The organism is Pseudoxanthomonas sp. P4_B2 (assembly GCF_056402315.1).
Window position 1 is genome coordinate 855,751 of the sequence record NZ_JBFUHQ010000002.1, and the last position, 21,177, is coordinate 876,927.

The window sequence follows — 21,177 nt, forward strand, 5'->3', positions numbered from 1 at the left end:
CTCGTCGAAACTGGGATCGTCGACTCGAACTGACAGCGGGAGAACTTTGCTCATGACCGCATACGCAAAAAGATTTCTGGCCGTTGTTCTATTCGGCCTGTCCGTCGTTGCCGCTGCCAAGCCGCCCATCGCATCGGCACCGCTGCAATTCAACATCACCGAAGGCCTTGCCCTCAACGCGTTCTATCAGCAAGGTCCGGTGGCTGCGCACCTGTTGTTGAATTCCGGCACCCAACCGCGTGTGCTGGTGGCGTTTCCGGCTGGCAACAGCGGTACCGGGATCTGGTTCGAGCCGGCCAAGGTACCGGTGCAGTGGACGCTCGAAGAAACGCACGCCCTCCAACAGGCCGATGCGAAAGGACGGCCACTGCACGGAATCGTCGCTACCGCCAGCGTCGATGGAACCCTGGTAGTGCGCGACGCGGTATTGGGCAGCGTGCGTATCCTGCGCGACTACCAAATCGATGGCCGCTATCCCGCCGAAACCGCGGCCACCCCCGCGCGTAGCGGCAACACCCTTAGCTGGTCGCGACCGAGACTGGATGGCGCGGCGGGGTATCTGATCTCGGTCGCCGTCGAAAACGGAAGCCTCGTGGGCGATGGCAAGTCGCCGTGGACCTTCACCGCGTCCGCCCCCGGCGAACCGATGCGTCTTCGCATCACCGCCCTGACCGGGGAAACCCCGCTCACGCCGTTGGGCGAAAACCGTCTGCTCAACGCGAAGGCCGGTGCCGATTTGCGCAGCCGGCAAGCGCTGGCCTTTCTGAGTTATGAGGAAAAATTCCTAGCCGGTTCCTGGCGTTTCGACACCTATTTCGGCCGCGATACTTTGATGTCGCTGCGCTTGCTGATGCCGGCACTGCAGCCAGTAGCGATCGAAGATGGACTGGCGGCCGTGCTGGAGCGACTGAACGTGCAGGGCGAAGTGGCGCATGAGGAAGACATCGGCGAGTTCGCCGTGCTGCGCCATCGCAAACAGGGCGACCCGCCCAGTGATGCGCCGATCTACGACTACGGAATGGTCGACGACGACTTCATGCTGGCTCCGGTGGCGGCCGCGTATCTGCTAGACCAGCCCGATGGCCGCGCGCGCGCCGCGGAGTTCCTGGCGCGGGAACTGCCATCGGGGGAAACTGTCGGTGCCGCGCTCGCGCGCAATTTCGCCTTCGTCGCCGATTCGGCGCAGGCCTTCGCGGCAACGCCGGAAGCGAGAAATCTGGTGTCGATCAAACCAGATCGCAAGACCGGGCAATGGCGCGACAGCGAAGACGGTCTGGCCGACGGACGCTACGCCTACGATGTCAACGCCGTGTTCGTGCCTGCCGCATTGAGCGCGATCGGGCGCTTTCGCGGGCAGGGACTGCTCGCGCCTTACGCGACGGCGGAACAAGCCAAGGCTCTGTCGGCCGCAGCCGGTCGGGCCGAAGTGTGGTCGCGACAGGCGCCGCCGCTGTTCCATGTGCACTTGCCGACAGCCGATGCCCGACGCCGGGTGCAGGCCTACGCTGGCAGCCAAGGAATCGCTCCGGCACCCGCCATCGCCAGCCTGACGCCGGCGGGGCTCGACTTCGCCGCCATCGCTCTGGATGCGCAAGGCCGGCCGATTCCGGTGTTGCATTCGGATGGCGGCTTTGCGTTGCTGCTGCAGGATCCACCGGTGGCTGAGCTGGAGCCGATGGTCGAGGCGATGCTGCGCCCGTTCCCGGCCGGCTTGCTCACCGATGCCGGACTGTTGGTCGCCAATCCTGTCTTTGCCGATGCCGATATTCAACGTCGTTTCGGCCGCAACGCTTATCACGGCACGGTAGTGTGGTCGTGGCAACAGGCCTTATTGGCGGCCGGTTTGCAACGACAACTGCAACGCAAGGATCTGCCGGCCGCCGTCCTGACCCGGTTGCGCTCTGCCCAGCGCCAGCTGTGGACGGTCATTGGCAACACCCGGGGAATGCGCACTTCGGAACTGTGGTCATGGACCTATACCGATGGCCGTTACCAGCCGGCGCCGTTCGGCCAGAACAGCGGCGACGCCGACGAATCCAATGCCGCGCAGTTGTGGAGCACGGTGTTCCTGGCGTTGCCGCCATCGCCCGCGACGCAGCAGCCAGAGCCGCCGGAGGAAAAGCGCCCATGAGCCTCCGACAAGTTCTCGCCGCCTTGAGCCGGCACGGCCTGCACGCAACAGTGGCAGCCGTGTTGCTGGCCGCGCACGCGCCGCTGCGTGCCGCACAGGCTGCGGCCGACGACGAATCGGCCACGGCCGCGATACCGGCCACCGCGCTGCCTTATAGCCGTTTCGCCAGTCCGCAGGCACGCGCCAAGTTTGCCGAGCTGCTGGCGGAAACACGCGAGGGCAAAGGCCCCGATCCATCCGACTTGGCCGATCAGCGCCGCTTCTACCAGCGCTACAACGACGATCGCCTGCGTGAGGTCGAACGCGCGTACCGAAGCCGCGTCCAATCCACGCGCATGGGCGGCGTGCCGGTGCAGGTGGTGGATCCGGAAGGCGGCGCCCGTGGCGACAACGCGCATCGTGTACTGATCAACCTGCACGGCGGCGCTTTCATGTGGGGCGCGGGCAGCGGTGCGCTGGTCGAAGCGATCCCCATCGCCGCAGTCGCAGGCATTCGCGTGGTCGCAGTGGATTATCGCTTAGCGCCGGAGCACACCTACCCAGCGGCGGTGGACGACGTGGAAGCGGTCTACCGCGAATTGTTGAAAAGCCATCGTCCTGAAAACATCGGCATCTACGGCTGCTCGGCGGGCGGCGCGCTGACCGCACAGGCGACCGCGCGTATCCTGCAGGCCGACCTACCGCGCCCCGGCGCCATCGGCACCTTCTGTGGTTCCGGCATGCCCTTCGGCGGCGATTCGGCCATCCTGGGCCAACTGGCCGTGGGTGCGGCGCCGATGCCGGCCGATGGCGAGCTTCGCCTGCCTTACCTGCAGACCGCCAAAGCCGACGATCCGGTCGCTTATCCAGGTCAATCGCCGGAACTGCTGGCGCGGTTTCCGCCGACGCTGCTGTTGGCTGGCGGTCGCGATTTCTCGGTGAGCGCGCTGACCACTATGCAACGCCGTTTGCTGGCTGCCGGCGTCGACGCGGAACTGGTGGTCTTCGACGGGCTGTGGCATGCCTTCTTCGTGTTCCCGGATTTACCGGAATCGAAAGAAGCCTATGGTCTGATCGCCCGCTTCTTCGATCGCCGGCTGGGTCGCGCGGCGCTTGAAGGCGCTGCCGACAACTAAGCCGCCAAGCCGCCCGGAATGACGAGGCAAACGGGATCGGCTCGCGTATCTTGGGCGCCTTCGATATGGAAAGGAGAGCGGGATGAATGCGACTGGCGGTCTGGCCCTGGCGGTTTTCATCGGCATGCTGCTGCCGCTGCAGGCCCTGATCAATGCGGCGCTGGGAAGGCAGACCTTCGGCCCGGTGTTCGCTGCGTTGATGTCCTTCGCCGTGGGCACCATGGTCCTGTCGGTGTGGTGGATGGTGTCGCGGCCGACGTTCGAAGTGGTCGCATTGTCAAAAGTGCCGTGGTGGGCCTGGACGGGCGGCGTGATCGGCGCCGTCTATGTCGCGGCCGCGACGCTGCTGGTTCCGCGCATGGGCGCGGCGGCGCTGATCTGCGCGGTGGTCTTCGGGCAAGTGGTCGGATCGCTGCTGCTGGACCACTTCGGCGTATTGCACGCACGCACCCCGATCGATCCGCTGCGCGTGGTGGGCGCGTTGCTGGTAGTCGCCGGCGCGTTGCTGGTGGTGAAGCCCTGGCAGTCGGCTGCGTGATGGAATAGAGAAACGGGGGAGAGGTGGGAGCGGCGTCCCGCCGCGAGCTCTTGCTCTTTATCCTCCGAGAAATGATCGCGGTGAGACGCCGGTCCCACGAGCGAGATGGCGGCAGGCATGACCAACGACCTCCCTGCCGAACGGCACGTTGGCAGCGACGCGTGAAATGGCATGCTGCCCCCATCCGATCACCCGGGAGATTCCCATGCGCCGCACTTTCTGCTCGCTCGCCCTGTTGTCGCTGGCCGCCAGCGTCCAGGCCAAGAACGTCAGCTGCAATATCGAAAGCGACTACGACCTCAGCATCAACGACCAGAGCGTGATCCTGACCCGCGAAAGCGGCACGCCCAAGTGGATCGTGATCCGCGGCGACAGGTTGTTCGTCGATGACCGATGGGTCGCGCTCGGCAAGGAAGATCGCCAACGCATCGCCGACTTCGACCGCGGTACACGCGAGATCATGCCCCTGGCGCGCGAAATCGGCCGCGAGGCCGCCGGCATCGCCTTCACCGCACTGGGCGAAGTGGCCGCCGGCTTCAGCAGCGATCCGGCCGAAACCCGCGCCAAGCTGGACCAGGCCCGCAAGAAAATCGACGCGCGTCTGGCGCGCTCGGTCACCGCCAATCGTTTCGACGGCCGCGATCTGGGCGAGGGCATCGGCCAGGCCGTATCGGAAGTCGTTCCCCTGGTCATCGGCGATATCGTCAGTGGTGCGGTGCGGGCCGCCCTGAGCGGCGACACCCAGCGCCTGGAACAAATGGAGGGCTTGGACAAGCAGATCGAGGCGCGCATCGAGCCGCGCGCCAAGGCGCTGGAACAGCGCGCCGAGCAGCTGTGCGGAAAGATGGAGGCGCTGGACCGGCTAGACAGTGCGCTGGCGTATCGTCTGCCGGGCGGCGCGGCGCTGGATTTGTTGCGGATGAAACCGGAAGCCAGCGCGGATTCGAAAAAAGATACGGATTCGGAAAAATAGGAGTTATTCGCCCACACAAAGGCCTACGGCAAGGCACAAGGAGACGAATTGTTCCAGTGAGAGGTTGGCGCATCGCGTGTAGATGGCCACAATAGGGGTCCCCACCCGATCTGATCACTGGAGTCTCTGTATGGCCGAACTCAAGGAAGCACGCGTTCCCGATATCGGCGATTACAGCGACGTGCCCGTCATCGAAGTGCTGGTAGCGGTCGGCGACACGGTGGTCAAGGACCAGGGTCTGGTCACGCTGGAGTCGGACAAGGCCACGCTGGAGGTGCCGGCACCCTTCGCCGGCGTGGTGAAGGAGCTCAAGGTCAAGCTGGGCGATACGCTTTCGGAAGGTTCGGTGGTCGCCATGATCGAAGCGGCCGATAGCGCCGCTTCCAAGCCCGCCGCCGCATCTGCGCCTGCAGCGAAAGCGGAAATCGCTTCTTCCGAAACCGGCACCAAGGTCGAACCGGTAGCCCCTCCTGCGGAACCCGACAAGATCGCCCAGCGCGAAATCGCGCAGGAGCGGTCCGCTCCGACTCAGCCTGCTGCTCCGCAGGTGCTGGACAGCAAGCCTGGGCTCGATCCCGAAGCCTCGCCGCCGCACAGCCCGCCGGTGGAATTCAACGCTGATGCGGTGCTGCCGCAGAAAGTTCCGCACGCCAGCCCGTCGGTGCGCCTGTTCGCGCGCGAGCTCGGCGTCGATCTGACCCAGGTCAAGGGCAGCGAACGCGCCGGCCGCATCAGCAAGGAAGACGTACAGAAATATGTGAAGGACGCGTTGGCCGGCGGCGGTGCCGCTTCCGCGGCGCCCGTTGCCGGCGGCAATGGCCTGAATCTGCTGCCGTGGCCCAAGGTGGACTTCGCCAAATTCGGCGAGATCGAGGTCAAGCCGCTTTCGCGCATCAAGAAGATCTCCGGCGCCAACCTGGCGCGCAACTGGGCCATGATTCCGCACGTCACCCAGCACGACCACGCCGATATCACCGAGCTGGAAGAGCTGCGTGTGCTGTTGAACAAAGAAAATGAGAAAGCTGGCATCAAGCTGACCATGCTCGTCTTCATCATGAAGGCAGTGGTCGCTGGTCTGAAGAAGTATCCCGACTTCAACGCCTCGCTGGACGCCAGCGGCGAGAATCTCACCCTGAAGAAATACTTCCACATCGGTTTCGCCGCCGACACGCCCAACGGGCTGGTGGTGCCGGTGATCCGCGACGTAGACAAGAAAGGCTTGGCCGAACTGGCCAAGGAAATGTCCGAGCTCGCCGGCAAGGCGCGCGACGGCAAGCTGGGTCCGGCGGAAATGTCCGGCGGCTGCTTCTCGATCAGCTCACTGGGCGGCATCGGCGGCGTCGCCTTCACGCCCATCGTCAACGCACCGGAAGTCGCCATCCTCGGCGTGTCCAAATCCTCGATCCAGCCGGTCTGGGACGGCAAGCACTTCCAGCCGCGCCTGCAGCTGCCGCTGTCGCTGAGCTACGACCACCGCGTCATCGACGGCGCCTCCGCCGCGCGCTTCACCGCGTACTTGGCGCAGCTGCTTGGCGACATGCGCCGCGTGCTGCTGTGAATCCACGCGTTGTCGCCGCTGCGACCAGGCTGTCTGCCGCGTTGTTGGTGTTGTCGGCGGCGCTGACGCCGTGGTCGGCGATAGCGAAGGAGTGCCCAGCGCAACTCGGCCGTGGATGGCCGCCCGGAACCGCGAACTATGGTGGGGCGGTGGAACGGTTGTTCGATGGACAGACATCGCCCGCCCTCTCATTGGTCTGGTTGCCCCGCAGCGGCAAGGAAACCGGGTTGGCCCTGCTGCCAGGCGCCGAAGGTGCGGCATGGACCCTTCGTTACAGCCAGGCCGACGAGCGTGTCTATCGTTGGAGCGGCAATGCGCTCGAACTGAAAACCGAGCAAACGCCTCAGCAGGCCACGGCACCGATTCCTGCTGCACTGGCGCAGCGCCTGCTGAAAGTCTGGGGCGACTCCTTACGGCAGGTGGCGCCAGAAGGTACTGCCGCCACGTTCCATGAAGGCGACGTGCTGTCGGCCGTGGTCGATGGCATGCGCTTCAGCGGGCCGGTTTCCGAGTGCGGACCGCTCGAACAAATCCTCGAACAAGCCGGGCTGCTGATCGAGGCCAGCGACGAAAAAGAAAGCAAACGCGAGCGGCGCTGGGCTGAAATCGATGCGTCGCTACAAACATTGCAGCAATCCCTCGCTGGTACGGGCGGCTGAAACGGCATCTGGAGAAACTAATGGCAGTCATCGAAATCAAGGTTCCGGACATCGGCGATTACACCGATGTTCCCGTCATCGAAATCCTGGTCGCCGTCGGCGACACGGTGAAGAAAGACCAAGGCCTGGTCACGCTGGAATCGGACAAGGCCACGTTGGAAGTGCCTTCGTCCGCTGCGGGCGTGGTCAAGGAGCTGAAAGTGAAGCTCGGCGATACCTTGTCGGAGGGCAGCGTGGTGGCGATCCTGGAGGCCGAAGGGGTTGCCGTATCGCCGGCCGCATCCGCTCCCGCGAAGACGGAAGCTGAGGTACCCAAGCCGCCCGTCACGCCGTCGCCTGCGGCGCCTGCGCCCACGCCGGCTCCCAAGGCCGCGCTGGGCAGCGGCAAGCCAGCCGATATCGAATGCCGCATGGTCGTGCTGGGTTCCGGCCCTGGCGGCTACACCGCCGCGTTCCGCGCCGCAGACCTTGGCCTGGATACGGTGATGATCGAACGCTATTCCGCACTGGGTGGCGTCTGTCTCAATGTGGGCTGCATTCCGTCGAAGGCGTTGCTGCATGCCGCCGCCTTGATCGACGAAGCTGCGCATTCGTCCGACATCGGCGTCGAATTCGGCCCGCCGAAGATCGACCTGGACAAACTGCGTGCGTTCAAGGACGGCAAGGTCGTCGGCCAGTTCACCAAGGGCCTGGCCGGCATGGCCAAGCAGCGCAAGGTACGTATCGTGCAGGGCGTGGCTTCGTTCGTATCGCCGAACGAGCTGGAAATCGTCGGCGAGGACGGCAAGACCCAGCTGCTGCGCTTCGAACAATGCATCATCGCCGCCGGCTCGCAAGCGGTGAAGCTGCCTGCTTTCCCCTGGGACGATTCGCGCGTGATGGATTCCACCGACGCGCTGCAGATCGCCGATGTGCCCAAGCAGTTGCTGGTGGTCGGCGGCGGCATCATCGGCCTGGAGATGGCGACGGTATACCGCGCGCTGGGCAGCCAGGTCACCGTGGTCGAGTTCATGGACCAGCTAATGCCCGGCGCCGATAAGGATCTGGTGAAACCGCTCGCCGATCGGTTGAAGAAGCAGGGCGTGGCGATCCACCTCAAGACCAAGGCGACCAAGGTGGAAGCCTCGAAGAAAGGCATCAGCGTGGCCTTCGAAAGCGCCACTGAAGGCGAGGCCGCCGAACTTCAGACCACGACTTACGATCGCGTGCTGGTCGCCGTGGGACGTTCGCCCAACGGCAACAAGATCGGCGCGGACAAGGCAGGCGTCACCGTCACCGAGCGCGGCTTCATTCCCGTCGACCGGCAGATGCGCACCAACGTGCCGCACATTTTCGCCATCGGCGACATCGTCGGTAACCCGATGCTGGCGCACAAGGCCACCCACGAAGGCAAGCTGGCGGCGGAAGTGGCCGCAGGCGAGAAGAAGGAATGGGTGGCGCGGGTGATTCCGTCCGTGGCCTACACGGACCCGGAAATCGCCTGGGTCGGCGTCACCGAAACCGAAGCCAAGGCCAAGGGCCTAAAAGTCGGCGTGGGCAAGTTCCCGTGGGTCGCTTCGGCGCGCGCGGTGGGCATCGGCCGCGGCGAAGGCTTCACCAAGCTGGTCTTCGACGAAGAAACCCACCGCATCATCGGCGGCGCCATTGTCGGTGTGCATGCGGGCGACCTGATCACGGAAATTTCCCTGGCCATCGAAATGGGCGCCGATGCGGCCGACATCGGCCACACCATCCATCCGCATCCGACCTTGAGCGAATCGGTGGGCATGGCGGCCGAGGTCTTCGACGGGACCATTACTGATCTCTACATTCCGAAAAGAAAGTAGCGCCAATGAAGAAATCGGCGCTGGTTTGCATACTTGGCCTTCTGATTGCGGGTCCGGCGATGTCGACGAAGGCGACTGAGCAAGTCGATGCGGCGATGGAAGCTATCATCGCCAAGTGTCCGGGGGCGGCCAAGGTCATCCTCGAGGGACACCCGGACATGGCGTCCTTCGAGGCCGCGAAGCGCGCAGAGGGCACGGCACAGCGGGCAACGGTGCCTGCCCCTCAATATCCGGAATTGCGCGAGTCCCTGCTGGAAATGGGGCGCAACGACCAAGCGATCAGGTCCCCCAATCCTGATTTCCAGGATCCGAAAGTCGTGGAGAAATTCCTTGCGGCCGATGCCAGCAACCTGGCGCGTTTGAAGAAAATCGTCGCGGAGCATGGATTCCCGACGCCCTCCATGGTGGGCCAGGATGGATTCAATGCGGCGTGGTTTCTGGTACAGCATGCCGACCCCGATCCGGCCTTCCAGCAAGCCATGCTCGAGCAGATGATCGAGAAGCGACTAGTCGGTGGCGAGCAGTTGGCGTTGCTGACCGACCGCGTGTTGCGTGCGCAGGGCAAGCCCCAGCGCTATGGCAGCCAGTTCACGGAAGAAGATGGCCGCCGAGTACCGCAGCCCATCGAAGAGCCGCTCGACAAGTTGGACGAGCGCAGGGCCTCGATGGGGATGATGCCGTTCGACGACTACCGCTGTTCCATCGAGGTCATGTATCCCGTGCAGAAGAAATAGCGGCGCGAGGATCTGTTGTGCCGCGCCTCTCGCCGTGTCCTGAAATCGGACGAATCAAAGAATCCCGGATTCACCGGGATTCCTTTTTTATCGCCGATCCCGGTGCAATCAGAACGTCAGCGTCACGCCCGCAATCGGCCCCTTGAAGCGCTGGTCCAGACCCAGCGAACCATCGCTGCCGCTCTTGGTCGCGTCCAGCTTGAACCAGTCGTAGCCGGCGAACACGCCGAAGTTATCGGTGAAGCGATACTCCACCAGCGCGTTTGCGCGACTGATACTGCCTTCGTAGTCGCCGAAGTCGCCCCAGTCCGCATCCAAGTACTGTCCTTGGAAATTCACCAGCCATTTGTCGCTTGGCGTGAATGTGACACGCGCGCCTACCACCGGCGCGTAGCCGTCTTCGCTGGAGCTGTCGTCGTAGACGTCCTCGCCGGCCTCGGCATGTAGCTTGCCTTCCAGCTTCGCCCATTCGGCGCCTATTTGCAGGCCCACGCTGACGCTGTCGGTGTCGACCACCGAGTAGTCGTACATCAGGCTGGCCAGTTGAAACTCCGTTTCGGCGCGAGCGAAACTGCCCGCCGGGATGGTCACGTCGTCGAACGACAAATCCTCGCCGAGGCTCGCTTCGCGATCTTTGTCGTATTTGAAGTAGTCGAATACCAAACGACTACGCTCGCCGAAGCGAAAAACGCCATCGATGCGCGGGACGATTTCGTTACCGCCAAAATCGAAATCCTGGGAGAAATGTTGCTCTTCGCCGTTGAAAACGGTATCGGCGGTGAGTTCGCTCTGCGCATCCACATCCATGGCGCCTAGCCTGAGGGTGAAGCGATCGTCATCGTCGGCGGCGCGCGCGCGTGGTGCAGCGATAGCCGAGGCTAGCCCGGCTGCGATCGCAATGGGAACCAGATATTTCATCTCTTGTTGTCTCCGTGGGGGAGGGAAACGGCGGCGGGTATCCACCACCTGAAGCGAACCCTAAAAACCCCGCTGTCGACAGCTCGTTAATGCTGGCGCGATTCCGGCAATCGAAAATCCGTTTTTTTTGATCGCAGTTGCGCGCCAAACAGGCCCACGCCAGGCATGGACTTAAAGATGAAACTCTTCTAGGGACGTTGATTGGAGAGTGAACGGATTACGCCGGCAACGGTCCCATCGTCCGCTCTGCGCGCCTGCGCTCGATCCGCTTCCAGACTTTCTCGTGGAAGTGGAACACCACGGTGTTGCAGGCGGGCTCGACCAGCGCCAACGCGCCGCCCACCAGCAGGCTGCCCGTAAACAGCCAGCCGAGCAGGAAGGCGACGCTGAAATGCAGCATCGCGAAGCTGAAAGTCTTGGTCATGGCTTGACTCCAAATGAGAATGAATCTCATTATGGAGCTCCGGGCGATAAAGTCCAGCACATCGTTTCTTGCCAATCGATAGATTTCATATATGAAATCTTCTTACGAGTCACCAAAGAGGAAGCCCCGGCAGCGGGCCGGGGCTTCTTTGGAAGGTCTGCGGCGGAGCATCGACGAGGAAGTTGAGCGCAGACCGTGCAAGGACTGACCGAGCCCTGAAGGGAAAGTTCCGGCCTTTCCGGCTGAATAGGCAAATTGCCTGAAATCGTTTAGCGCCAGCGTCGGCTTTGTTATTCCGTCGCATTGAATCCGGTTGCTCAGTCGCAAACACGGCTTTCGGCGGTTGCCGGTGAAATTTAACGCCTGCTATACTTTTGCGGCTCGGCGAGGCGCGTTCAATGGCCTTGTCCCTTCCTACTCACCGGGTTTCGCGTGTGCTGAATTCCGCCGCTGCGGGCCGGCGACTGGCATTGCGGGCGGTGGCCTATCAGATGGTCGCCGTAGTGCTGGTGGCGCTGGTTTTCCTTGTACAGGGGTGGTCCGCTTCGCTGGCGGCGCTTCTGGGCGGGGCCAGCGTGGTGTTGGGAGGCGCTCTGGCCGCGAATGTCGCGCTGGGCGGGGGAGTGGTTCCGGCGAGATCCGCATTCCTGCGGCTCCTGCTGGGAACCGGCCTGAAATGGGCGGTGGTAATAACGATATTTGCGATGGCATTGGGTGTTGGGCGCATGGCGCCGCTCCCTTTGCTGGCAGGGCTCGCGGTCGCTTTGATCGCGCACCCACTGGTTTTGAACTTTAGTGTCAGGGTAGAACGTGAGCGCTGAATCGGCCTCCGGTGGCGGGTCCACCGAATACATCCAGCACCATCTTAAGCATCTTCAATGGCATGTTGGGGAAGGCAAGTTCCCGGTCATCAATATCGATAGCGTGATCATCACGCTGGTGTTGTCGACTGTGTTTCTGTTCTTCTTCCTGCGCACTGCGCGGAAAGCCACTGCAGGCGTTCCGGGCAAGTTCCAGACCGCCGTTGAGATGGTCGTCGGTTTCGTCGATGGCCTAGTGCGCGAAACCTTCCACGGCCGCAGCAAAATGATCGCGCCGCTGGCGCTGACCATCTTCTGCCTGGTGTTCCTGATGAATTTCATGGACATGCTGCCGGTGGATTGGCTGCCTGGCTTGTGGGTCAAGGGCAACGAACTGGCCGGCCATGATCCGCACCACGCCTATCTGCGCATCGTTCCGACCGCCGACCTCAACACCACCCTCGGCCTGTCGCTGATGGTGTTCCTGCTGATCCAGGTCTTCGGCATCAGCCACAAGGGCATCGGCAAGTTCACCGCCGAGGCCTTCACCGCGCCTTTCCATGCGGAAGGTACGGTGATGAAGATTCTGCTGGCGCCGGCCAACCTGCTGCTGCGCGTGATCGAGGAGCTGGTGCGCCCGCTGTCGCTGACCTTGCGACTGTTCGGCAACATGTACGCCGGCGAATTGATCTTCATCCTGATCGCGTTGATGACCTGGAATTCGCTGTTCTCCAGCGGCATGACCTACGTGATGGCGCCGTTGCAATTCATTTCCGGTTTCGTGTGGACCGCCTTCCACATCCTGGTCATCACCTTGCAGGCCTTCATCTTCATGATGCTGACCGTCGTGTACCTGAGCATGGCGGCCGAAAGCCACTAATTCCGCTTCACCCTTTCATCCAATCCTTTTTCACACCTGACTAGTAGTACGGAGAACACCATGGAAAATCTTGCCCTCTACGCTGAAGTAGCGAAGTTCACGGTCATCGCGGCCGGCCTGCTGATCGGTCTCGGCGCCCTCGGCACCGCCATCGGCTTCGCCATCCTCGGCGGCAAGTTCCTGGAAGGTTCGGCCCGCCAGCCGGAACTGACCCCGATGCTGCAGACCAAGATGTTCATCGTCGCCGGCCTGCTGGACGCGGTGCCGATCATCGGCGTCGCCATCGCTCTGCTGCTGATCTTCGCCAACCCGTTCACGTCCTACATCATCAGCCTCGCAGGCTGAGCGGACTAATCGGCATTGGCTAACGCTGGCGTCTAGCACGCCGGCGTCTGGAGTACGCAATGGATATCAACCTCACTTTCATCGTCCAGGGCTTCGCGTTCTTCGCGGTGGCGTGGCTGGTGATGAAGTTCGGCTGGCCGCACATCATCGCGGCCATCGAAGAACGTCAGCAGAAGATCGCTGAAGGGCTGGCAGCGGCCGACCGCAGCCAGAAAGACCTCGCGCAGGCGCAGGAAAAGGTCAACGACGCGTTGAAAGAAGCGCGCACGAAGGCCAACGAAATCATCGATCAGGCGCATCAGCGCGCCAACCAGATCGTCGAAGCCGCCAAGAACGACGCGATCGCCGAAGCCAACCGCCAGAAGGCGCTGGGCCTCGCCGAGATCGACGCCGCCAGCACCCGCGCCAAAGAAGATCTGCGCAAGCAGGTATCGGTCCTGGCCGTGAGCGGCGCCGAGAAGCTGCTCAAGCGCGAAATCGACGCCAACGCCCACAAGGCGCTGCTCGACGAGCTGGCCGCAGAAATCTGATGAGAGCCGCTGACCGATGAGCCAAGCACTCACTCTCGCCCGTCCGTATGCCCGCGCCGCGTTTTCGATGGCGCAGGACGAAAACGGTCTCGCCGTCTGGTCCAACGCGCTGGGTTTTGCAGCGCAAGTGGCCGCCGACCCGCGTGCCGCTTCGCTGCTGCTCAATCCGCAGCTGACCCACGCCGAAGCGGTTGCGTTGCTGTCGGTCGATGGCGCAGGCGAATCGTTCTCGCGTTTCCTCGCCCTGCTGGCGGAAAACCGCCGCCTGGCGCAGTTGCCGGAAATCTCCGGTCTGTACGAGGAACTGAAGGCCGAGGCCGAGCGCGTGGTGAAGGCCACCGTGACCTCGGCGGCCGAACTGCCGGCCGGCGAGCTGGACGTGTTGAAGACTGCGTTGAAGAAGCGCTTCGGCCGCGAAGTCGAACTCAGCACCGCGATCGACGCGTCGCTGATCGGCGGCGCGGTGATCGATGCGGGCGACGTGGTGATCGACGGCTCGCTGAAAGGCAAGCTCTCGCGGCTGCAAGCCGCACTCGCGCAGTAACGCTCGCGCGAACCAAATTCATTTGAACCGCCGGCTCATACCGGCACATAGGACTTACCGATGGCAACCACGCTCAACCCCTCCGAAATCAGCGAACTGATCAAGACCCGGATCGAGAAGGTCAAGCTGGCCGCCGAGGCCCGCAACGAAGGCACCGTGACCAGCGTGTCCGACGGCATCGTGCGCATCTTCGGCCTGGCCGACGTGATGCAGGGCGAAATGATCGAACTGCCCAACGACACCTTCGCTCTGGCCCTGAACCTGGAGCGCGACTCGGTCGGCGCCGTGGTCCTGGGCGATTACGAAAACCTGCGCGAAGGCGACGTGGCCAAGACCACCGGCCGCATCCTGGAAGTGCCGGTCGGCACCGAACTGCTGGGCCGTGTGGTCAACGCACTCGGCGAGCCGATCGACGGCAAGGGTCCGATCGACGCCAAGATGACCGCACCGGTGGAGCGCGTGGCCCCGGGCGTGATCTGGCGCAAGTCGGTGTCGCAACCGGTGCAGACCGGTTACAAGACCGTCGATGCCATGATCCCGATTGGCCGTGGCCAGCGCGAGCTGGTGATCGGCGACCGTCAGACCGGCAAGACCGCGCTGGCCATCGACGCCATCATCAATCAGAAGGGCACCGGCATTAAGTGCGTGTACGTGGCGATCGGCCAGAAGGCCTCGTCCGTCGCCAACGTCGTGCGCAAGCTGGAAGAGAACGGCGCCCTGGCGCACACGATAGTGGTCGCCGCCACCGCTTCGGAATCGGCCGCGATGCAATACATCAGCGCCTACTCCGGCTGCACCATGGGCGAATACTTCATGGACCGCGGCGAAGACGCATTGATTGTGTACGACGATTTGTCCAAGCAGGCCGTGGCCTACCGCCAGATCTCGCTGTTGCTGAAGCGTCCGCCGGGCCGCGAAGCGTATCCGGGCGACGTGTTCTACCTGCACAGCCGCCTGCTGGAGCGCGCTGCGCGCGTGTCCGAGGAATATGTGGAGAAGTTCACCAACGGCGCGGTGAAGGGCAAGACCGGTTCGCTGACCGCACTGCCTGTCATCGAAACCCAGGCTGGCGACGTGTCCGCGTTCGTGCCGACCAACGTCATCTCCATCACCGACGGTCAGATCTTCCTGGAAACCGACCTGTTCAACGCCGGTATCCGTCCGGCCGTGAACGCCGGTATCTCGGTATCGCGCGTCGGTGGCGCCGCCCAGACCAAGATCATCAAGAAGCTGTCCGGCGGCATCCGTATCTCGCTGGCCCAGTACCGCGAGCTGGCTGCGTTCGCGCAGTTTGCCTCGGATCTGGACGAAGCCACCCGCAAGCAGCTGGAGCGCGGCCAGCGCGTCACCGAGCTGATGAAGCAGAAGCAGTACCAGCCGATGTCCATCGCCAATCAGGCGCTGTCGATCTACGCGGTCAACGAGGGTTACCTGGACGATGTGGCGGTGAACAAGCTGCTGGCGTTCGAGGAAGGCCTGCACGCGCATTTCGCCAACACCGTCGGCGCGCTGATCGAAAAGATCAACGCCAGCGGCGACTGGAACGACGAAATCGAAACGGCGTTCAAGAACGGCATTTCCGAGTTCAAGACGACGGGTAGCTGGTAAGACGTAGGGCGGGTTTTAACCCGCCATTGCGTTAGTCGATAAGTTAGCCAAAGGCGGGTCAAGACCCGCCCTACGCAGGAAACAAGAATGGCAAGCGGCAGAGAAATCAAAACCAAGATCAAGAGCGTGCAGAACACCCGCAAGGTGACGCGCGCGCTGGAAATGGTCTCGGCCTCGAAAATCCGCAAGGCGCAGGACCGCATGAAGGCCTCGCGTCCGTACGCGCGCGCCATGAAGCAGGTCATCGGTCATCTGGCCCAGGCCAACTCGGAATACCAGCATCCATTCCTGGTAGAGCGCGCAGAGATCAAGCGCGTCGGCTACATCATCGTGTCCTCCGACCGCGGTCTGGCCGGCGGCCTCAACAACAATTTGTTCCGCAAAACGTTGGGCGAAGTGCGCCAATGGCAGGACAAGGGCGCCGAAGTCGACGTGGTCACCATCGGCCAGAAGGCATCGTCCTTCTTCCGCCGCATCAAAGTCAACATGCTGGCCAGCGTCACCCATCTGGGCGACAAGCCGCAGCTGGAACAGCTGGTGGGCGTGGTCAAGGTCATGCTGGACGCGTACGAATCCGGTAAGGTCGACCGCGTCTATCTGGTCTACAACGATTTCGTGAACACCATGACCCAGCGCGCGGCGTTCGACCAGCTGCTGCCGCTGCCGGCCGCCGACACCCAGATCACTCATCACGACTGGGACTACATCTACGAACCCGATGCCGCCACCGTGCTCGAGCACGTGCTGACGCGCTACGTCGAATCGCTGGTGTACCAGGCCGTGTTGGAAAACGTCGCGTCCGAACACGCCGCGCGCATGGTCGCCATGAAGTCCGCGAGCGACAACGCCACCAAGCTGATCGGCGACCTGCAACTGGTCTACAACAAGGCCCGCCAGGCGGCCATCACCCAAGAAATCTCCGAAATCGTAGGCGGCGCAGCGGCGGTTTGACGCGCGCGACCACTGTTTTTAAATAAAGAATGCATAACTTAGAGGCTGCAGCAATGAACCAGGGCAAGATCGTTCAGATCATCGGCGCCGTCGTCGACGTCGAATTCGCGCGCACCGAGGTGCCGAAGATTTACGACGCGTTGAAGGTGGACAACACCGCCATCACGCTGGAAGTGCAGCAGCAGCTGGGCGACGGCATCGTGCGCACCATCGCGCTCGGTTCCACCGACGGCCTGAAACGCAACCTGATCGCCACCAACACCGGCAAGGCTGTGTCGGTGCCGGTCGGCGTGGGCACGCTGGGCCGCATCATGAACGTGCTGGGCGAGCCGATCGACGAGGCCGGTCCGGTCGAAGCGACCGAGCATTGGGAAATCCACCGCGCGGCTCCCGCCTACGCCGATCAGTCCTCGGGCAACGACCTGCTGGAAACCGGCATCAAGGTGATCGACCTGATGTGCCCGTTCGCCAAGGGCGGCAAGGTCGGCCTGTTCGGCGGCGCCGGCGTCGGCAAGACCGTCAACATGCTGGAGCTGATCAACAACATCGCCACCGAGCACGCGGGCCTTTCCGTGTTCGCCGGTGTGGGTGAGCGTACCCGTGAAGGCAACGACTTCTACCACGAGATGGCCGAAGCCGGCGTCATCAAGCTGGAGAACATGAAAGAGTCGAAAGTGGCGATGGTCTACGGCCAGATGAACGAGCCGCCGGGCAACCGCCTGCGCGTCGCGCTGACCGGCCTGACCATGGCCGAGTACTTCCGCGACGAGAAGGACGCTGACGGCAAGGGCCGCGACGTGCTGTTCTTTGTCGACAACATCTATCGCTACACCCTGGCGGGTACCGAAGTGTCCGCGCTGCTCGGCCGCATGCCGTCGGCGGTGGGTTACCAGCCGACGCTGGCCGAGGAAATGGGCGTGTTGCAGGAACGCATCACCTCCACCAAGACCGGCTCCATCACCTCGATCCAGGCCGTGTACGTGCCCGCGGACGACTTGACCGACCCGTCGCCGGCGACCACCTTCGCCCACTTGGACGCCACCGTGGTGTTGTCGCGAAACATCGCTTCGCTGGGTATCTACCCGGCGGTCGATCCGCTGGACTCCACCAGCCGCCAGCTCGACCCGAACGTGATCGGCCACGAACACTACGACACCGCCCGTCGCGTGCAGTCCACCTTGCAGAAGTACAAGGAACTGAAGGACATCATCGCCATCCTCGGCATGGACGAGCTGTCGGAAGAAGACAAGCAGGCCGTGTCGCGTGCGCGCAAGATCGAGCGCTTCTTCAGCCAGCCTTTCCACGTGGCCGAAGTGTTCACCGGTTCGCCGGGCAAGTACGTGTCGCTGAAGGACACCATCCGCGGCTTCAAGGCGATTTGCGATGGCGAATACGACCATCTGCCGGAGCAGGCGTTCTACATGGTCGGCGGCATCGAAGAAGCGGTCGAGAAGGCCAAGAAGCTGGCCGAGAAGGCGTAACGACAATCGTAGGGTGGGCCTCGGCCCACCATTGCGGAACCATGCGGTGGGCCAAGGCCCACCCTACGCGGGAATGAAAGAATCATGGCATCTACCATCCGTTGCGACATCGTCAGCGCCGAGCAGGAAATCTTCCACGGCGAAGCGACGCTGGTCGTGGCCACCGGCGAGCAGGGCGAGTTGGGCATCGCCCCACGCCATGCGCCGCTGATCACGCGCTTGAAGCCGGGCAAGGTCGTAGTGACCCTGCCCAACGGCGAACACCTGGATTTCGCCATCAGCGGCGGCATCCTTGAGGTTCAGCCGCAGGTGGTCACCGTGCTGGCCGACACCGCGATCCGCGCGACGGACATCGACGAAGCCGCCGTGCGCGCCGCCATGGAAGAGGCCGAGCGCATGCTGGCCAACCGTGGCGAAGCGATGGACGTGGCCGAGGCCCAGCAGAAGCTGGTCGAGGCGACGGTGCAGCTTCAGGCGCTGGAGCGTTTGCGCAAGACCCTCAAGCACTGAGTTTCCTCTCGCGCTACGCAATATCGAAACGCCGGCCCCGCGCCGGCGTTTTCGTCTGCGCGCTTTGTAGAGCCGAGCTTGCTCGGCTACTCTGGATTTGCACGAAGAGCAGCCGAGCAAGCTCGGCTCTACAAGGCTAGTGGTTATAGACCCAATGCCGCGACAGCAGGAAGCCGAGCATACCGAGAACGAGCTCGACGGCAGGTTTCGCAATCCAGGCCCATTGCAAGCCGAACCAATCGTCGATGCTGCCCATCGACCACGTGCTCACCACGGTGGTGGCCAGCCACATCAGCAGGAAGCGTGCGAACTGCTTGCGCCCCATGCGGTGCTGATCGCCGGAGAAGGTGATGCGGCCATTCAACCAGAAGCCCAGCAAGGCGCCGCTGATGCGTCCCAACACATTCGCCGGCTCCACCGGCATGCCGCTATGGCTCAGGCCCACCATCACGCCCCAGTCCAGCAACCATTGCAGGATGCCGATCAGCAGGTAGTAACGGCTCTGGCGGAGAATGCTCATCGCGTATTTCCCTTGCCAGGTACGCTCCACCACTGCGCATCGCCTTCTTCGGCGCGTAACGTCGCGTTCGCGCGCAGCAAACCGGCGCGCTGGGCGGCGGTCAGCGTCTTGGCGCGCAGCAGTACTTCGGTGATGTCCTCTTTCTCCAGCAGCGAGTGCCAGGCCGCACCCGTGGGATCCTGGTTAGCGGCGGTTGCCGCCGCGGCGAGGGAGGGATCGTAGTTCGAAGCCGTGCGCGCCCGCGCGCCCATCTCCGCCGAGACGGCGATATCCGGATCGAGCGCGAGCACATTGCCGGCGGAGGGCGGCAAAGCGCGCAATTCGGCCAGCAGGATCCGTTCCGGCGCGTAATGCCGGAACGAGGCGTCGTCGCCGCCGTGCGCCACGATGGTCTCCTTCAATGCGCCTGTCCTCAGCATCCAGTGACCATTGGCCTGGAAAGCCAGGTTCAGCAGACACACGCCCCCCAGCAACCAGCCCGCGCGGCGCGGATGGATACGGAAGGCCATCACCGCCAGTAGCGGCAGCAACATCACGCAGGCGGGGAAAGCGTAGCGCAGATACTGCATCGGAATCAGCGGAAGGGCGATCGACACGACCATCATCACCGCCGCCAGCGCGGTCCGGCGTTGCGTCATCGCCAGTATCCAGCCGCCGAACAAGGCGATCAGCACGAAACCGCCACCGCCTGCGAAAGCTTCAAGATAACGGCCGGTGTCGAAGGTCAGATTCCAGGGCAATAGCGCATTGAAGCCCACATGCCAGCGGGTGTCGTCGAAATCGGAAAGCTGGAAATACGGCGAGCGGAAATAAGCGTTGAACAGCGGCAGGAAAGGATTGCCCGCGATAACCGCCGCGTACACATAACTGCTGGCGCCGACGGCCAGGGACAGTGCGAAGGCAAGCGAACTCCGAAGTAGCCGCAGTGAACGCCGGTGCTGCCATATCGCCCATGGCAGCAGCAGGATCGCAGCGGCGGCGGCCGCCAACTTCAATCCGAGCAGGCCGCCGGCCAAGACCGCTCCGCAATACAGGCCGCGCGACTGCGCCATAGGCGCGCGCGCAATCAATACCGCCAGCCACACCAGCAAGGCGGCGGTCGGCGTTTCGGTCTGCATGCTGCCCGCCAGCACTGCGGTCAGCGGCAGGCTGGCATAGAGCGCAACGGCGGCCCAGCTGGCGCGCGCTTCGCCTCCCAGCACCTTGCCCAACTGCCAGACGCCGGAAGCAGTCAGCAGTATCCACAAGGCATTGACCGGACCTCGGGCCTCATCGCCGGCGATCACCTGCGGGAAAGACTGCAGCACATCCCCCAGCCAGGGAGCCAGCGCCCACATGTGCGTTTCCGGATCCATCGCATAGCGGCCCTGTTCCATCAGCTCCCAGGGCAGGCGCAGGTGATAGCCCAGGTCATCCACCTGCAGAGTCGGCAACCAGCATCCGGTGCTGGCCAGGCCCAAGGCGAGGACCGCGAAGGCCGCGCCACGCGGCGCAGAAGCCACGGCATCCCCCCAGCCCTGCCGCAATGCCTGCAGCGCCGCAAGCAGCGATTCACGCCTAAGCACCACAAGTACGATGCTCACGCACAAATAGCTCCATCGGTAGTGCACAGGCAATGGCAGCAGCCATCCCAGCACACCTCCCAGCAGCGCCAAGCCGCAGGCCGCCTGCAACGCAAGCGATTCGCGGGCGGCCAGCATTCCGCCCAAAGCGATAGCGGTTGCTGCAAGCACCAGGGTCGCCGCTACCGGCACTACGCCGGCGAAGAGCGCCAATGCCAGGCACCACGGCAATGCTAGGGCGCTGGCCCACGACCAGCCCGCGAATCGCCGCAACGGCCAGGACAGGCCCCATGCCAGCAGGGAAAGCAGCAAGAGCTCGCCGAAGCGGCCCGAATGCCATTGTTCCCACAGCCGGTAGTGGAACAGGCCAAAGGCGCACAACGGCACTCCCGCCCAAAGCAGAGCGATCTGCCAGCGACTAGCGGGAATGCTGCTCAAAGGCGGGTCGTTCAAAGGCGGGTCGGCTAACGGCGGATCCAGCAGTCGAACGGAAGAGGGGGAAGAAATCATCGCGCGCATGCTAACAGCGCACCGATTTAGAATGGGTCACGACATCGAATCGTTGGAGCG

At 63.4% G+C, this 21,177-nt stretch carries 21 protein-coding genes; 17 read left to right on the forward strand and 4 right to left on the reverse strand.

Annotated elements, in window-relative coordinates:
- Positions 1-52 precede the first annotated feature (52 nt).
- From AC1DTQ_RS08425 to AC1DTQ_RS08460, 8 genes are all read left to right on the forward strand, one after another.
- Entirely contained in the window at positions 53-2,131 is a 2,079-nt protein-coding gene (locus AC1DTQ_RS08425; protein ID WP_477849059.1) for a hypothetical protein, read from the forward strand.
- Complete coding sequence (locus AC1DTQ_RS08430; protein ID WP_477849060.1) at positions 2,128-3,246, forward strand: alpha/beta hydrolase; 1,119 nt, start codon at positions 2,128-2,130, stop codon at positions 3,244-3,246. Before AC1DTQ_RS08425 ends, AC1DTQ_RS08430 begins: the two co-directional genes overlap by 4 nt.
- An 82-nt stretch (positions 3,247-3,328) precedes the next feature.
- Entirely contained in the window at positions 3,329-3,784 is a 456-nt protein-coding gene (locus tag AC1DTQ_RS08435) for a DMT family transporter (protein ID WP_477849061.1), read from the forward strand.
- 205 nt (positions 3,785-3,989) lie between these two features.
- Positions 3,990-4,757, forward strand: a complete 768-nt coding sequence (locus AC1DTQ_RS08440; protein WP_477849062.1) for a DUF2884 family protein — start codon at positions 3,990-3,992, stop codon at positions 4,755-4,757.
- 130 nt (positions 4,758-4,887) lie between these two features.
- Positions 4,888-6,315 carry a dihydrolipoyllysine-residue acetyltransferase gene (locus AC1DTQ_RS08445; RefSeq protein WP_477849063.1) on the forward strand — a complete coding sequence of 476 codons (1,428 nt, stop codon included), beginning with the start codon at positions 4,888-4,890 and terminating at the stop codon, positions 6,313-6,315.
- A gap of 29 nt (positions 6,316-6,344) precedes the next feature.
- Positions 6,345-6,974, forward strand: a complete 630-nt coding sequence (locus tag AC1DTQ_RS08450) for a hypothetical protein (RefSeq protein WP_477849160.1) — start codon at positions 6,345-6,347, stop codon at positions 6,972-6,974.
- Positions 6,975-6,994: 20 nt separating this feature from the next.
- Complete coding sequence (lpdA, locus tag AC1DTQ_RS08455) at positions 6,995-8,800, forward strand: dihydrolipoyl dehydrogenase (protein WP_477849064.1); 1,806 nt, start codon at positions 6,995-6,997, stop codon at positions 8,798-8,800.
- Between the two features lie 5 nt (positions 8,801-8,805).
- Positions 8,806-9,534, forward strand: coding sequence for a DUF6624 domain-containing protein (locus AC1DTQ_RS08460; protein ID WP_477849065.1), 729 nt, complete (start codon positions 8,806-8,808; stop codon positions 9,532-9,534).
- 108 nt (positions 9,535-9,642) lie between these two features.
- Here the strand turns inward: AC1DTQ_RS08460 and AC1DTQ_RS08465 are convergent, their stop codons facing one another.
- Both AC1DTQ_RS08465 and AC1DTQ_RS08470 read right to left on the reverse strand, forming a co-directional pair.
- The gene (locus AC1DTQ_RS08465) at positions 9,643-10,452 is read right to left on the reverse strand and encodes a hypothetical protein (protein WP_477849066.1); all 810 of its coding nucleotides are present in this window, start codon (positions 10,450-10,452) and stop codon (positions 9,643-9,645) included.
- 217 nt (positions 10,453-10,669) lie between these two features.
- Positions 10,670-10,876: a DUF2061 domain-containing protein gene (locus AC1DTQ_RS08470; protein ID WP_477849067.1), complete on the reverse strand. Its 207-nt coding sequence runs from the start codon at positions 10,874-10,876 to the stop codon at positions 10,670-10,672.
- 398 nt (positions 10,877-11,274) lie between these two features.
- Between AC1DTQ_RS08470 and AC1DTQ_RS08475 the strand changes: the two genes are divergently transcribed.
- The 9 genes from AC1DTQ_RS08475 to AC1DTQ_RS08515 all read left to right on the forward strand — a co-directional run bounded on the left by AC1DTQ_RS08475 (position 11,275) and on the right by AC1DTQ_RS08515 (position 18,525).
- The gene (locus AC1DTQ_RS08475; protein ID WP_477849068.1) at positions 11,275-11,697 is read left to right on the forward strand and encodes an ATP synthase subunit I; all 423 of its coding nucleotides are present in this window, start codon (positions 11,275-11,277) and stop codon (positions 11,695-11,697) included.
- On the forward strand, positions 11,687-12,556 hold the full coding sequence (gene atpB, locus AC1DTQ_RS08480) for a F0F1 ATP synthase subunit A (protein ID WP_477849069.1): 870 nt from the start codon (positions 11,687-11,689) through the stop codon (positions 12,554-12,556). The genes AC1DTQ_RS08475 and atpB overlap by 11 nt, the downstream gene beginning before the upstream one ends.
- A gap of 60 nt (positions 12,557-12,616) precedes the next feature.
- Positions 12,617-12,901: a F0F1 ATP synthase subunit C gene (gene atpE / locus AC1DTQ_RS08485; protein ID WP_477849070.1), complete on the forward strand. Its 285-nt coding sequence runs from the start codon at positions 12,617-12,619 to the stop codon at positions 12,899-12,901.
- A 59-nt stretch (positions 12,902-12,960) separates the two neighbouring features.
- On the forward strand, positions 12,961-13,431 hold the full coding sequence (locus AC1DTQ_RS08490; RefSeq protein ID WP_477849071.1) for a F0F1 ATP synthase subunit B: 471 nt from the start codon (positions 12,961-12,963) through the stop codon (positions 13,429-13,431).
- A 16-nt stretch (positions 13,432-13,447) separates the two neighbouring features.
- The gene (locus AC1DTQ_RS08495) at positions 13,448-13,975 is read left to right on the forward strand and encodes a F0F1 ATP synthase subunit delta (RefSeq protein ID WP_477849072.1); all 528 of its coding nucleotides are present in this window, start codon (positions 13,448-13,450) and stop codon (positions 13,973-13,975) included.
- 60 nt (positions 13,976-14,035) lie between these two features.
- Positions 14,036-15,583, forward strand: coding sequence for a F0F1 ATP synthase subunit alpha (atpA, locus tag AC1DTQ_RS08500; protein WP_477849073.1), 1,548 nt, complete (start codon positions 14,036-14,038; stop codon positions 15,581-15,583).
- A gap of 87 nt (positions 15,584-15,670) precedes the next feature.
- Positions 15,671-16,534: a F0F1 ATP synthase subunit gamma gene (gene atpG, locus AC1DTQ_RS08505; protein ID WP_477849074.1), complete on the forward strand. Its 864-nt coding sequence runs from the start codon at positions 15,671-15,673 to the stop codon at positions 16,532-16,534.
- Between the two features lie 53 nt (positions 16,535-16,587).
- Positions 16,588-18,015 (forward strand): F0F1 ATP synthase subunit beta, encoded by a 1,428-nt coding sequence (gene atpD, locus AC1DTQ_RS08510; RefSeq protein ID WP_477849075.1) that lies wholly within the window; start codon positions 16,588-16,590, stop codon positions 18,013-18,015.
- A gap of 84 nt (positions 18,016-18,099) precedes the next feature.
- Positions 18,100-18,525 (forward strand): F0F1 ATP synthase subunit epsilon, encoded by a 426-nt coding sequence (locus AC1DTQ_RS08515; RefSeq protein WP_477849076.1) that lies wholly within the window; start codon positions 18,100-18,102, stop codon positions 18,523-18,525.
- Between the two features lie 136 nt (positions 18,526-18,661).
- On the opposite strand, the gene AC1DTQ_RS08520 is transcribed toward AC1DTQ_RS08515, so the two are convergent.
- Positions 18,662-19,045, reverse strand: a complete 384-nt coding sequence (locus tag AC1DTQ_RS08520) for a GtrA family protein (RefSeq protein WP_477849077.1) — start codon at positions 19,043-19,045, stop codon at positions 18,662-18,664.
- Positions 19,042-21,117, reverse strand: coding sequence for a hypothetical protein (locus tag AC1DTQ_RS08525; protein WP_477849079.1), 2,076 nt, complete (start codon positions 21,115-21,117; stop codon positions 19,042-19,044). Before AC1DTQ_RS08525 ends, AC1DTQ_RS08520 begins: the two co-directional genes overlap by 4 nt.
- Positions 21,118-21,177 lie beyond the last annotated feature (60 nt).